15 protein-coding genes and 1 pseudogene are annotated in these 13,120 nt (G+C 38.1%); 3 read left to right on the top strand and 13 right to left on the bottom strand.

The window, feature by feature from the left end:
• Positions 1-227: 227 nt before the first annotated feature.
• From ACRPI0_RS08495 to ACRPI0_RS08515, 5 genes are all read right to left on the bottom strand, one after another.
• Entirely contained in the window at positions 228-1,460 is a 1,233-nt protein-coding gene (locus ACRPI0_RS08495; RefSeq protein WP_432352020.1) for a CynX/NimT family MFS transporter, read from the bottom strand.
• Positions 1,461-1,462: 2 nt separating this feature from the next.
• Complete coding sequence (locus ACRPI0_RS08500) at positions 1,463-2,152, bottom strand: FadR/GntR family transcriptional regulator (RefSeq protein ID WP_432352022.1); 690 nt, start codon at positions 2,150-2,152, stop codon at positions 1,463-1,465.
• Positions 2,153-2,449: 297 nt separating this feature from the next.
• Positions 2,450-3,112: a lysoplasmalogenase gene (locus ACRPI0_RS08505; RefSeq protein ID WP_432352023.1), complete on the bottom strand. Its 663-nt coding sequence runs from the start codon at positions 3,110-3,112 to the stop codon at positions 2,450-2,452.
• Positions 3,113-3,286: 174 nt separating this feature from the next.
• A complete protein-coding gene (locus tag ACRPI0_RS08510) occupies positions 3,287-3,544 on the bottom strand; it encodes a hypothetical protein (RefSeq protein ID WP_432352024.1) in 258 nt (85 codons plus the stop codon).
• Between the two features lie 321 nt (positions 3,545-3,865).
• Positions 3,866-4,786, bottom strand: coding sequence for an HNH endonuclease (locus tag ACRPI0_RS08515; protein WP_432352025.1), 921 nt, complete (start codon positions 4,784-4,786; stop codon positions 3,866-3,868).
• A 243-nt stretch (positions 4,787-5,029) separates the two neighbouring features.
• On the opposite strand from ACRPI0_RS08515, the gene ACRPI0_RS08520 reads away from it, so the two are divergent.
• The gene (locus ACRPI0_RS08520; protein WP_432352027.1) at positions 5,030-5,161 is read left to right on the top strand and encodes a hypothetical protein; all 132 of its coding nucleotides are present in this window, start codon (positions 5,030-5,032) and stop codon (positions 5,159-5,161) included.
• Between the two features lie 286 nt (positions 5,162-5,447).
• Here ACRPI0_RS08520 and ACRPI0_RS08525 read toward each other — a convergent pair whose 3' ends face one another.
• The 3 genes from ACRPI0_RS08525 to ACRPI0_RS08535 all read right to left on the bottom strand — a co-directional run bounded on the left by ACRPI0_RS08525 (position 5,448) and on the right by ACRPI0_RS08535 (position 7,749).
• Complete coding sequence (locus tag ACRPI0_RS08525; RefSeq protein ID WP_432352029.1) at positions 5,448-6,098, bottom strand: hypothetical protein; 651 nt, start codon at positions 6,096-6,098, stop codon at positions 5,448-5,450.
• Positions 6,099-6,222: 124 nt separating this feature from the next.
• Positions 6,223-6,687 carry a GNAT family N-acetyltransferase gene (locus tag ACRPI0_RS08530; RefSeq protein WP_432352031.1) on the bottom strand — a complete coding sequence of 155 codons (465 nt, stop codon included), beginning with the start codon at positions 6,685-6,687 and terminating at the stop codon, positions 6,223-6,225.
• A gap of 129 nt (positions 6,688-6,816) precedes the next feature.
• Positions 6,817-7,749, bottom strand: a complete 933-nt coding sequence (locus ACRPI0_RS08535) for an HD-GYP domain-containing protein (protein WP_432352033.1) — start codon at positions 7,747-7,749, stop codon at positions 6,817-6,819.
• Between the two features lie 427 nt (positions 7,750-8,176).
• On the opposite strand from ACRPI0_RS08535, the gene ACRPI0_RS08540 reads away from it, so the two are divergent.
• Positions 8,177-8,896 (top strand): toast rack family protein, encoded by a 720-nt coding sequence (locus ACRPI0_RS08540; RefSeq protein ID WP_432352035.1) that lies wholly within the window; start codon positions 8,177-8,179, stop codon positions 8,894-8,896.
• A 223-nt stretch (positions 8,897-9,119) separates the two neighbouring features.
• Positions 9,120-10,100 carry a polysaccharide deacetylase family protein gene (locus ACRPI0_RS08545; protein WP_432352037.1) on the top strand — a complete coding sequence of 327 codons (981 nt, stop codon included), beginning with the start codon at positions 9,120-9,122 and terminating at the stop codon, positions 10,098-10,100.
• Positions 10,101-10,215: 115 nt separating this feature from the next.
• Here ACRPI0_RS08545 and ACRPI0_RS08550 read toward each other — a convergent pair whose 3' ends face one another.
• From ACRPI0_RS08550 to ACRPI0_RS08570, 5 genes and pseudogenes are all read right to left on the bottom strand, one after another.
• The gene (locus tag ACRPI0_RS08550) at positions 10,216-10,614 is read right to left on the bottom strand and encodes a GMC oxidoreductase (RefSeq protein WP_432355910.1); all 399 of its coding nucleotides are present in this window, start codon (positions 10,612-10,614) and stop codon (positions 10,216-10,218) included.
• A gap of 147 nt (positions 10,615-10,761) precedes the next feature.
• Positions 10,762-11,192 (bottom strand): annotated as a pseudogene (locus ACRPI0_RS08555) (GNAT family N-acetyltransferase); the annotation flags it as partial.
• A 196-nt stretch (positions 11,193-11,388) separates the two neighbouring features.
• Entirely contained in the window at positions 11,389-11,943 is a 555-nt protein-coding gene (locus ACRPI0_RS08560; RefSeq protein ID WP_432352039.1) for a nucleotidyltransferase family protein, read from the bottom strand.
• A gap of 146 nt (positions 11,944-12,089) precedes the next feature.
• Positions 12,090-12,500, bottom strand: a complete 411-nt coding sequence (locus ACRPI0_RS08565; protein ID WP_432352041.1) for a hypothetical protein — start codon at positions 12,498-12,500, stop codon at positions 12,090-12,092.
• 135 nt (positions 12,501-12,635) lie between these two features.
• The gene (locus tag ACRPI0_RS08570) at positions 12,636-13,085 is read right to left on the bottom strand and encodes an SgcJ/EcaC family oxidoreductase (RefSeq protein ID WP_432352042.1); all 450 of its coding nucleotides are present in this window, start codon (positions 13,083-13,085) and stop codon (positions 12,636-12,638) included.
• Positions 13,086-13,120 lie beyond the last annotated feature (35 nt).

Genomic DNA, 13,120 nt, shown 5'->3' on the forward strand with positions numbered 1-13,120 from the left:
TTGACATCTTCCATGAGCAACGCGTTCTCCTCTTCACTCAAGCCATTATACTTCTTAACAAGTTCTCCCTCCGGGTTGATTAAGTAAAAGTAAAAGCTATGAGTACACACAGTTGTTGAACGGTTTCGAAATCGTGAGTATCACCTGTGCACTGCACAAATTCAACACTATTCAGTTTGATTCGGTTTTACCGCACACGGGCAAGAGCTTCTTAACATTAACCACTCTTAGTTCTGGGACTCTTCTGAAATTGTATTACTAATTACTTTATCTCTTCCAGCCACAATGCCGACTATCATGATGACAACAGCCAAAGCCATTAACATAATGAGAGGCATTGTCCAACTATCTGTCATATCGTGTAAAGCACCAAATACAACAGGGCCAGTGGCTGCGAGTAAGTAACCAAACGATTGTGCCATACCTGACATATCTGATGCTTCAACAGCATTGCTTGTTCTCATGCTGAAAAACATCATCGATAAGCTAAATGCGCTACCTGCCCCAATCCCAATCATCATTACGGATATAGGGATGAAAGATTGATTTCCAATTAAAACGCCTGTAATACCGAGTATAAACATAACTGCAATAGCCACACCGAGTAGGGATTGATTTTTCATCCTTTCGGATAGAACAGGAATGATAAATGAAAATGGAATAATAGCAAATTGCATTAAAAATAACATCCATCCAGCTGCACTCATACTATACCCCATGCCTTGTAGTATTTCTGGTAACCAAGTCACTAACGTATAAAAAATAAGAGATTGTAATCCCATAAACAGCGTAATCGACCATGCAAGTGGAGAACGAACTAACGACAATTTCTCTTGTGAGGTTGCATTTTTAGATTCAATAGGAACTTTTACCTTTTTCAATTGTGGAGCCCAAACCGCAATCGCAATAAAAACAGGAATTGCCCAAAATGCAAGTGATCCTTCCCAGCCAATTTCACCGATAGATGTTAAAGGTACACTTAAGCCTGACCCCAGCGCCGCAAAGATGTTCATAAACACGCCATACAAACCGGTCATAATCCCAACTTTTAAAGGAAAGTTCATTTTAATAAATCCAGGTAGTAATACGTTTCCAAACGCAATTGCAACACCGATTAGAATTGTTCCTACGAATAAAGCGCCTGTTCCAAATAATGATCGTAAGACAATACCAATTGCCAAGACAACTAATGAAAGGAAAATAGTCCTTTCCATGGTTATTTTATGTGCTATTTTCGGTGCGAAAGGTGAAAGAAGAGCAAATGCGAGTAAGGGAAGCGTTGTAATCGTTCCCGCCAATGCGTGACTAATCCCTAAATCCGTTCGTATGGATGTAATTAAAGAACCAATCGATGTGAGTGGTGCTCTTAAATTGGCAGCAATTAAGATGACTCCGATCATTAAAAGCCATTTTTTCTTAGAATCTGTTTTTGTTTGTTGTAATGCTTTTTCTTTTTGCAAGTTTAGACCTCCTGAATGCGTTTAATCTTCTCTCTGAAATCGTTTATGTAGTTATTTACATAATCAATCGCTGCCTGCACATCTTGCTTCTTGATTGCTTCAAGTAATTCATAATGAATTTCTTCACTATAATTAAAATAGTCATCTGCCACCATCACTTCTTCGATCGACGACTGTAACGGTTCTGTTATATGTTCATAAAGACGTTGCAACATCTTATTATGTGATGCTTTAACCATTGCTTTATGAAATATAATATCTGCTTGTAAGAATTCTTGTACATCTCCTTTTTCAGATGCCAATTCGCATAACTGAATAGACTCCGTCATCGCTTCTAAATCAAGTTCATCGCGCCGAGTAGCTGCCAGTTGTGCTGCTTCTCTTTCTAAAGCAAGTCGCACCTCTAATGTTTCCATGATGCTCGATTTTTCAACTTGTCTATGGAGTGCTACACCAAAGGCACTAGATGATTTTACAACCGTACCGCTCCCTTGTTTAGTCTCAAGTAAACCTGCATGAACTAGAGCGCGGATCGCTTCTCTTAGTGTATTCCGACTCACATCAAACTCTTTCATCAATTGCATCTCAGCCGGCAATTGATCGCCAATTTGCCAATGACCACTTTCGATAAGATGTTCAATTTGAATCACCACTTGTTCAACCAACGACAAACGTTCTGTCTTTTTTAGCATGACAGCACCTCCAAAGTATCTTCTTAAAAAGTTGTAGGATGATTGGACTTAGTCAATATATCACTAAATTAATTAGAAGTAAATATGAGAAGTGGCCACCGAAAACATCAACTATTTAAAGCTAACCAACTAAGTTCTCAGCTAAAAAGGCATGAATCAGGGTTAAATTAGAATTGTGTCACACAGGTAAAAGTTTCCAAACGTAGATAACGTAAAAAAAGTTAGATGAAAGCTACTAATAGCTTTTCATCTAACTTTATTCATTGCTGCCTGTGTACAACACAACTTCAACAATATTCAGATTCGATTCAGAGTTGTGTCGTATTGTGGCAACAAATTTAATCGACTTTGGATGCTAGCGGCAAAAAATACTTGCGCAGCATAGTAAGTAATCATGATAAGCGCGTCACGAGCTGGAAGCTCAATAACGAATCGATCGATTGCTAGGAATGAATCTGAACAAATGAAAAGAAGGGAACCTATAATCACGAGCGGGAGTCGCGTCCTAATCGCCACCCACCCCATCACCAGAAGGACAAGGATATAAGCGATAATCGCCATGCCAAGCAACAATTCTCCCGAAGCCATTTGCGGTACCGCAATCCAGATAACCATAAAGAGCCCGTATAGAATGAGAGGAATTGCTGCAAAGAGAGGGATAGACTTACGGCTCGCTGTCCGGAAAGCGAAGATATAAAACAAATGCGCAACAAAAAATGTAGCAAGCCCTGCCATGAACCAATAAATTGCCGCATCGGCCACCATACTAACCACTAGGCCAACGAGAATAGTCTTTTTATAGAGAGAAGAAACACGAGACGTGTTAGTAGCTCCGTACAGGATAATCAAAATCATGGGAACTAATTTCATAGCGATTTTGAAGCCCACTGGTTCTTCCGGAATTAAGAAAATATAAATAAGCCCTATCACGGTGATTAGGGTTAGTAGAACTTTTCGCAAGCTAGTCAACTCCTTCACAATAGGCGTTTATGTTTTTCAAACACTTAGTGATTTTCCCCTATGGATCACACGACACCACTCCAATCCTCTCAGAATAGTGTTGGAGTGGTGTCGTGCACAGGCAACGGTTTCATTAATTGAATTTCCTGTTGTTGGACATTTTCATTAAAATCTTCAATAAGCGCAGCATACGACCACGCCTGATAGGACGGGTGGACAAGCTTCTTGCATTCCCTTTCCCATGTAAGTACGAACGACTCCGTCACGTGTTGGGACTTTCTCCACTTCTTCCCATTGCTTCAGTTCAACTATCACAACATGATCTTGAACTCCATCATTTCCAGCAATCAAATAGTCAACTCGCTTCGATGTGTTTGGAATGTTAAATTCAACCGCAACCGCAGCATCTTTTGGTATGTCATCATCCTGCATGCCGTTCCGCGTCCTTTGAAGCGAGTTTTACCATAATCGAATTTCAGCTTTACTCGTCCTTCCTATTTTCTGTTGATAAGAGTTGTAAAGGCGATCAACATGAAGCTCGTTGACAACATTTCCGACGAATTGTTATTCGTTGACTCATAAATAATCATGCCTTCAACAACTGACTGAAGTATTCTAGTTCTACCCACATGTTACCAGTAATCTCAAGTTGTCACAATACGTGGAAATTAGACAGGTGTATGTAGCAGTAGGTTTCATAAAAAAAGTCCAGATCTGTTTTGACGCATACAGATCTGGACTTGATATATTTGCTTACTCGTTGAATACGTGCTTTTTATGCCATTTCAAATACGGCTTATTGGTCTCGTTTCTTGTTATACGCATTTTCCCGTAAAGACCGTACTTGTTGTAATCTTCTTCGGGAATCCTTGAGGAAATATGGATTTTCCCTTGTCCGTCAAATGCAATGAGGCCATTCGTGTAAAGAGCGTCATGGTTGCGACAGAGGAGAATGCCGTTGTTTGGTTCGACGCGTTCATTGTTCGTGCTGTCTTTCCATGGTTTTGCGTAACTGGCTTTAAGCAATTCAGGAAGAGCTATATCGCATAGTGCACATTTGTCGTGCCAGAGTGGCATTAAGTCAATGCGGAATCGCTGGTGTCCTAATCGTACTTTAGTTTTCGCTTCTGCTTCGGTTTCAGCAAGGATAGGAGTGAGAAAATCGTGTTCCGTCTTTCGGACCGTGCCCATCACAAACTCCAATTGTTCCTCGTCAATTTCGTAAATATTTAAATCACCAATCAACTCAACTAGTTTAATGGTAAGTTCTTCGTTGCATGGATAAAGATAACCCTGATTTCCATTAGCATTCTCCTGAAATGGTGAATACTTTATAGGCAGAAGTGGGAGTATTTCATTGAAAGAATCCTCGATTGCTAAAGGCTTTTCGAGTTCATGGTAATCAACTTCAACCAAATATCCTTTATCACTTTCAGTGACGGGTAGATCGAGCGTGGTTGGTTTCGATTCTTCTCTGTATCCAGTTTTCGCAACGCTAATTGCGACAATATCTCCTTTTATGTAATGGAAGATGCGATCTCCCGCATTCACTTCTTTCATCCGTTCCCAAAAATGCTGGATATTACCGGCGCTATCTTGCTGCTGCGACCAGAGGATGCCTAATTCTTTCTCTTCATAATAGGTACGTCCTTGCATCACTATGTAACTTTGCATGGGTCTTCACTCCTTTACTAACTGGTGCATCTTCTACTACGTTAATCATAGCTGTTACTGTAGGAAGTTGCATCTTTAGGCATTGAAATTCCAATGCAGTTTCATGTTTGAAGCTAGTGAGTGATCTGTAGATAAATTCTTGAACTGTGGGATTCTAGTTTTATACAAATCGGATACACACGGATGGATAATCCGGGATTTTATGACAAACAGAACTGCCGAAAAACAGAAAGGAGGATTCACATGGAGATGGAATTTATCCATACATTAAAATCCGTATTGGATGTCGCGGTACAACCGATTCATCAGCGTCTTGATGGGTTTGATCATCGTCTTGACGGGATGAACTTGCGCCTAGGTGGGGTTGAGGGCTAACCAAAAGGATTTCGTAATGAAACGAAAACAACCCTTCAACTCATTCAGAGTGGACAACAAGATACTTGTGAAGAAAAGATACAGCGCTTTAACGAGACACAAGAAGGATCCAAGAAAATTGAGGCGGATTTTAAATTCGTCTATCATAAGACAGCAGATCATGATTTGAAGTTCCATTGAACATATTCATTCTATCTAGCATATGTCAGGAAACGGTCAGGTAGGGTGACGCATGATTCAACGGGAATTACAGATTAAATTTAATTGAAGTAAGCTTGTTAACTAGTTAATGGGCGTCATTCATATAACGATTGTAAAGAATACGAGCTCCTTCCATACAGTCAGCATAGAGCTTTCTAATCTCCGTATCTGTGCTTAACTTAATGTAACTCTCGTCCTCCAAAATCTGAAACACCGGTTTCATTTCGTAATAATAGTGTGGATCTGGATTATCTATATGTACTAGTCGTTTGTAGGTTTCTAAAAGAATGATATAGGTGTTGTCGAGTAATCTATAATCGCATTTCAATTTTTCTTGTGTGTAGAACTGTTTAATTTCAAGCGCAAACGATTTGCTATCTTGAAAGTAAATCTGGGTGGCAGGTGAATAATAATAGTCCTGATTGTTGTACTGGCGTTTTTCGATATGCAGCCTATGCCATTCATATACTTCTGTATATTCAGCACCAAGCACATTGTACATGCTCGATACGTTCCTGATTGGCCGGTTAACGACATAATCGAATACTGCAGCATTCACTTCAATATCTTGAATAGTAGTGATGGAGCACCAACAAATGTAGTTATTATCTATCATTCCAATGATACATACTTGTTCATCAGGACTACTATAAACATCAAATGAAATTTCTTTATCACTAATATCATAGCTAGGCAGTACTTCATTATGTAGTGATATAAGATTGATGGTTTCCATACCTGTTCCTACTTTCTAGTGAAGTTAAAACCGATTTCAGACATTCTCAAAGTAATCTCCCGCATCTTTTTTTCGTTTGACTGTTTCGGCCACACTTTCAATTTAATTAATGATTGTTTCAAAATTAAATTGTTTTGGACATTTTTATATTGGTAATTTCATAGCCCATTTTTTCATATAAGCCACGCGCGATTTTGTTATGACCGAAAACATGAAGTCCGATTTTATTTATACCTAACTCTTTAGCAATAATTTCAACTTCTTTCATTGCTTTCTTGCCATACCCTTTCCCTTGATAGTGTTCAAAAATCACAAAATCGTATATGAAACCTTCATTGGGCGTTGCAGGTGATTTTTGTAAAAACCAAATCATTCCGATTAAGATATCATTGTGAAAGATAGAGAACATATAGTTATTTTCGGTCTTCTCACCTTTTGGCAATTCTTCTTCAAATGATTTTATCGATAAGTCAATCGCTTCATCTTCATTCCAATTTCCAGACGCGATTTTGTCTTTCGCATAGTCTTCAATGGCATAACTGATATATCGTTTGAACTCTTCTTCGTTCATAGGTTGTAATGTAATCAATTAAGTATCCTCCACTTCCATATTCCACAATCATTGGCTTGTTTACTAAATCACACGGATAGAAGGTTACATGGTACGTTACATTCAATAACGTCCGCACACGAGTCCTTTAGCTATGTACTATAAAATTTATTTCCAGCCATTTTGTCTTTTCTTTAGCACAGATAGGAATGCATCCACGACTTTCGGATTGAATTGTGTTCCTCTCCCCGCAACTAGTTCTTGAATGGCATCTGTGATTGGTAATGCTTTTTTGTAAACGCGGTCTGTGGTCATTGCGTCAAACGCATCAACAACGCTAACAATGCATGCTTCGAGTGATATCTCGTCGCCCTTCAGTCCATATGGATACCCCTTACCGTCATATTGTTCGTGGTGTTGTTCTACAATAAAGGCTGATTTCCTAAGCATGTCCACTTTATGATTGCGCATAATTTTAGCACCCTCAATTGTATGGGCTTTCATATTAGCCCACTCTTCAGAGGTCAACGATCCGGGCTTGTTGAGTATTTCCAATGGAACTGAAAGTTTTCCAATGTCATGAAAGTATGCACCCCATCTTAGCGTCTGCAAAAGATGTTTCGGCATATCAAGTTCCGTCCATACCTCAATGGAATAGTTTTTAATTCGATTGCAATGCATATATGTATAGCCATCTAGTTTTTCAATCGCATCGGCTTCTTCTTGTAACACTTGTGTTTCAAAAAAACTAGGTTCAAAAATTTCTACTGTCGTATGAATGAGTATATCCGCATCGGAAATCGCATGAAAACAAATAATCTTTTCGTACTGTGATGCATCAATGGTTTCTCCAGGTTGAAAAATGCGTCGGTTTCCTTCGTATTTTAGTTCAACAGTTCCAGTTAATAGTGTATATTTTTCAATTACTCCGGGATCTTTATATAAGTTGTATTGAACCCATAAATTTTCACCTTTGATTAACGAATACAACGCATTGGATAATCCATCCCATTGCCCTAGTAATATGATATCTGCATACCCAAGATGAAGTTCGGGATACCCCTTCTCATTATAATTACTATACGATTGATTCTTCGACATGTTTTAACCACCTCCATTGAATAGTGCATAAGAACTCCAAATTATCGCTATAGGGCAATTATAGCAAAGCATCAAAAGATTGCATATGCTTCTCATGGACAATCAAAAGATGGGGTGTAACTGAGTCCTCTGATTCCTTGTACTTAAAAATGAGTTCAATCAATATAGTATAAAATCATGTAAAGGAAATAAGGTATCTTTAATTCATAAAGCACTAATCCTCATAACAGGACCGATAAACCAAACACCAAGAATACATATAATAATAAAAATCCGACAATTTCATTTCAATATATTTAATATTTCCTTTGAAAAGCACTTAAATAAATGCGCAATTTCAACCTCTTAACTATTAGAGGTTACCGAGATTTACTGTATGTATGAATAGAAGGTAAGAAGTAGAATCCAATTCAAAGGAGTATAAAAAATGAAGAAATTTTTATGGACTGGGTTAATCGTTGGAATGTTAGTTACTCTATGCATCTTTGCCTATGAGTGGGTCATTGCCATTTCCAAAGAAGAAGAAATTACTATTGAAAGAGATAAAGCAAAATCATTAGCAGTGACTATCAATTTTGATGCAGGTGATCTAGTCCTTCAAGGGGGATCCACAAACTGGTTGGACGCGAAATTTGATGCTAAGAAAAAAAGATTTCTACCCAACGTGAAGTATGATAATAAAAAAGACATGGGTGTATTAACAGTTAAACAAAAATCTACTATATTCGGATTTAATAGAAGTAAACGAAGTAATCGTTGGGACATTCAACTCAACAATGCTATCCCGATTGATTTAGACGTTGCCATGGGCGTTTCGAAATCGATATTGGACTTGAAAGGGATTCAACTGAACAAATTGACAATCGCTGGTGGCGTCGGTGACTCAACTATCGACTTTGGTAATGAATGGAAGAATGATTTACAAGCAGAGATTTCTATAGGTGTTGGAAAAATGACACTTCTATTACCAAAACAGACTGGCGTCAAGCTAATTATAGACAGAGGACTTGGAGAACTTGAAATGAAAGATTTTATCCCGCTTGGTAATAACGTATATGTTAATGAGGCTTATGAAAATAACGAAACGAGTATCGAAATGGACGTGAATATAGGTATAGGAAATTTGAATGTGGAGCTAGTCGAATAAAAAACTTAAACGTTGCCTAATTAGTGAACATGCTTCATGAACGCAAGTTTTAAAAACCAAGAAAAGTTTAAAGGTATGTTAGGCTGCTACCTCGGTGGTATGTGTCATGACAATTTATCAAAAACGTTCTTGGTGTACATAGGTATAATCACTTTCTGTATTAATAATCGAATTAGGTGCATAACAGGGTGGAGTGACTGCAAATTCGATACAGGAGGATATTATGAAAAAATTTGTTCTATTGGTATTTGTGCTAGTAGTCAGCCTTGCTATAATTATTCTAGGTAATGAAAAAAATCCATCCTTTAAAGAAACGATGACGCCCACATCCACTTCTATTTCGACCGTGGCTACAATGACGGATCATGGAACTGATGTTTATTCTGAAGAGATCCAATCCTATGCAAAAGAGCATGAAATAAAACCAATCGATGCAAAGATTGACCGAGTTTGGAAAGCCATACCAGGATACAATGGTTTGACTGTCGATATCGAGAAATCCTACCAAAAAATGTTAGATACTAACAATTTCAATACGAACAATCTCGTATTTAAAGAGGTTTCCCCCAAAGTCCATTTAAGGGACCTTCCCCCCTCACCTGTTTATAGGGGCAATCCGGAAAAGCCGATGGTCGCGTTGTTAATTAATGTTGCATGGGGCGAGGAGCACATTCCCCGTATGTTAGAGACCTTAAAAGAGTCTAATGTAAAAGCTACCTTTTTCTTTGACGGTAGTTGGGTGAAAAGTAATCCCGACATTACAACAATGATTAGCTTGGAAGGACATGAGATTGGCAACCACGCCTATACTCACCCTGATCTCGAAAAGCGTTCGCGCGAGGAAACAAAGGTAGAATTGATGAAGACAAATGAGGTCATTGAAGCAACACTTGGTGTAAAACCAAAGTGGTTTGCACCACCAAGCGGAAGTTTTAATCAGGTCACAATTGAAGTTGCACATGAACAGAATATGAAAACGATTCTTTGGACGGTTGACACGGTCGACTGGAAAAAGCCAGAAACGACCGAAATGGTGACACGTGTATTAGCAGGTATTGAAAATGGATCTATGATATTAATGCATCCTACACAACCAACCGCTGAAGGACTGGCAGCAATGATTGAAGGGATAAAAGAGAAAGGACTTCAACTCGGGACCGTTAGTGATTTAATGAGTGAAAAGCGAGTGGAGCCCTACAAGTAATACTGTTGAATAGAGTACACAGTATCAGCGATAAAAAAGATACATTACACTTTTATAGTTAGATAAAAAACACTTCCACAGACGTATAATTCGTCTGTAGAAGTGCCTCTACTTTTTACACAATTTTCGGATCCTTCTCTGCAGAGACAAGCAAACCGCCTTCTCCTTTTAAATAAGTATCCATTCCTTCAGCAGCCCGATACGCCATGGCTCCTATCGTTCCCGTAGGATTAAAATTTGATAAATGCGGGAACGATGAACTTCCCACAACAAATAGATTATCCATATCCCACAGTTGCGAGTAATTATTGGCAGTAGATGTCTCAGGATCACTTCCCATTATTACGCCACCGCAATAGTGTCCTGACGTATACGTATGAGGGAAATCCTCAGGGATGTTTCCGGGTTCTATAATGTCTGCTTCCATCTTCTCCAGAAGTTCTACGCCTTTTTCAATACCGAATTCAGCTAGTTTTCGATCCTGATTCGTATACTTTCGTGTAACACGAAGCAGAGGATCCCCAAATACGTCTTAATAAGTCGGATCTAAATCATAGTAATTATGATAACTTGGTAAAGCGGCTTTTTGTAAACGAATGACCATATGACGGCTTGTATAATGAAGGGACTTGTCTTTAAATTCTTTTCCCCACGTAGGAGTACCTTCATGACTTGAAATAAAACCTAGACGACTATAAAAACGATGGGCATCCTACGTTCCTTGTCTGTTGTTAACTGCACTAGTGCACAGTCTTCAGATTTCGCAATATAAATCGCTTCTTTAAACAAGTCTTCTTCTACTTTATTTCCCCTATAGTTTTGAGCGACACGCACACCTTCAATTTGCGCTCGTTTCATGCCTTGCCTAGCTAGTCCAGGAATAATTGTCAGCTGAATACACCCCATCACATAATCATCATCAACAGCCAAAATAATTTGGTTCCCGGTTTGAGCTTCCATTGCTTCAAACGCTTCATAATATGTATCTGGCAAATGTGTTTCGTAACGCTCGCGTTAAGAACCCAATTCATCGTCAGCAAGAAGTCGTACAATTTCTTGTAAGTCATTTATCGTTGCCCTCCGAAAGTTCATTAGAAATTCACTCCTCAGTTTTAACAAAAAAGTATAATTATCTTTCCCATAATAAAATGAACCGATTTAAGCGAGACATTCATTTCTTCACTTCTCATACTTTCAACTAAATAGCTCGTTTAAAAATAGGCTTTATATTAGTCATCGCAACCATTTATTGAGAATGGCACATTGAAATAGAGGAATGTTACAAGTCTTAACTTTTAATAGATAAACCGCCCCAAATTTCATTCCAATTTTTCTCCTTCATACATTCACTATATACTGAATGTAACTTGGTGTTATTTCGGAAGTATGGAGTAGGGTTAACTATCTTTCTAAATAAATCCTCAAGTCCATATGGAGCGATTATCTCAATATCATACTTGTAAATTCTCACTGCAATTGCAGTAGGGGTTTCCGGAAAATGAGCTACACCTTCATAGGATGAGTTAAAACAATCAAATACATTTTTAACATGCATACGTGCTTGATTTTTAACTGACCAAGGCTGTTCAGGCATTAAACTTTCTAATTTCCTTTCCAAAACTTTTTCTATTTTCAAGGAAGTATCAATACTATCGAAATAAATAACATCAATATCATTAATTGGTGTATTTTCGTTATGTAAATGATCCCAAACTCTATTTCTAATCAAGCCTGCGGAAATCCATGTATCATTTAGCTGTAGTTTCTCAACTGCCTTTAGAACAGACATTATGTAGTCATCGTCTTCAATAATTTGTACTAATTGAGATTCATAATTAACCACCCAATCCCCCTTGTTAAAAGTAGAATTTATATCAAAATAGAACATACGCTGAATGAATTTGACCTTTAACAACTTGCCCAAATACTGAGATTCAGCGCTGATCCTTGTTATTGAATTGCACCCGGTTATGGATATAGGTAAATTGGTTAACCCTCCACAAACCCGTAGTATTTAAAAAGTTTTCCCTCTGATTCTACGAGTAAAATTGGCCCTTCAACTTCTCCTGATTCTTTAGCCGAAAAGATTTTTGCACCAACAGGCAATATGTTCGACATATCATTTTCAAAGTTTGTATCTGTAACATTTCTTGTTTTTATTTCTCCTACCTGTTCGCCTTTTGTTAAAGTCAGTTCTTCAACCCAATCAATTCTAGCCTGATAAATCACACCATCGTATTGAAATATATAAGCCTCAGGGTCTGATGTTAAAATCTCTTTTGCGTCAGGACTTTCAGTTGTATAAGTTTCTGTTTTACTTGTATTCGGTGGATTAGAACATCCAACAGCAGTTAATAAGATAAAAATAGACAAACCTAAAAATAATATTGGTATTCTCACCCAATCCCTCCTTTAATCGTTAGCGGATACAGATTAAATAAGTTACCTATATATTCCACGAAGTTTGCCCGTTACAGGCTCAGCCCATCTCCCACAAATGGCCCTGGATTGTTTAACGGAATTAAGACGTTTTTGTTATTTAATTGATCGCCTTAACTCATCTGTCATTTGCTCAACTATTTCAGGTCTCCCATGAAATTGAGCAGGAGTATTTTGGAAGAGCTCAATTTTCCAATCATTATCTTTCTTAACTGCAACCAGAGTTTGATGGGCGTTTATTGTAGGCTCAATATCTGTTTTCCCAGGTGGAATCATCCCTGCAATAGCTTGTAAAATTGCTGTATCAGTTCCCAAGGCACGTATATTTTTAACTAAAGTAATAAATAGGGCAGTAGGATGGTTTTCTAAGATAGGCTCGAGGTGCGATGAGATTTCCTCTCTCCCAATCACCTTACTTCCATCAAAACCAATTTGGATTCCTTGTTCTGTAAATTGGTCAGCCATTCCCTTTGCATCCCGTTTGTTCCATGTATCTATTAGTCTTTGATAAAGACTATTAATATCATCTTGGTATGAGGTATTCATTTTCTGTTCCCCCTTGAAATATTATGATATATTCT

The sequence above is a fragment of the Sporosarcina sp. A2 genome (assembly GCF_050858885.1).
Classification (GTDB): Bacteria; Bacillota; Bacilli; order Bacillales_A; family Planococcaceae; genus Sporosarcina.

Coding starts and splice junctions, on each gene's coding strand:
- ACRPI0_RS08500 (WP_432352022.1), bottom strand. CDS start 2,152: ATGCTAAAAAAGACAGAACGTTTGTCGTTGGTTGAACAAGTGGTGATT.
- ACRPI0_RS08510 (WP_432352024.1), bottom strand. CDS start 3,544: ATGCAGGATGATGACATACCAAAAGATGCTGCGGTTGCGGTTGAATTT.
- ACRPI0_RS08515 (WP_432352025.1), bottom strand. CDS start 4,786: ATGCAAAGTTACATAGTGATGCAAGGACGTACCTATTATGAAGAGAAA.
- ACRPI0_RS08520 (WP_432352027.1), top strand. CDS start 5,030: ATGGAGATGGAATTTATCCATACATTAAAATCCGTATTGGATGTCGCG.
- ACRPI0_RS08525 (WP_432352029.1), bottom strand. CDS start 6,098: ATGGAAACCATCAATCTTATATCACTACATAATGAAGTACTGCCTAGC.
- ACRPI0_RS08535 (WP_432352033.1), bottom strand. CDS start 7,749: ATGTCGAAGAATCAATCGTATAGTAATTATAATGAGAAGGGGTATCCC.
- ACRPI0_RS08540 (WP_432352035.1), top strand. CDS start 8,177: ATGAAGAAATTTTTATGGACTGGGTTAATCGTTGGAATGTTAGTTACT.
- ACRPI0_RS08545 (WP_432352037.1), top strand. CDS start 9,120: ATGAAAAAATTTGTTCTATTGGTATTTGTGCTAGTAGTCAGCCTTGCT.
- ACRPI0_RS08570 (WP_432352042.1), bottom strand. CDS start 13,085: ATGAATACCTCATACCAAGATGATATTAATAGTCTTTATCAAAGACTA.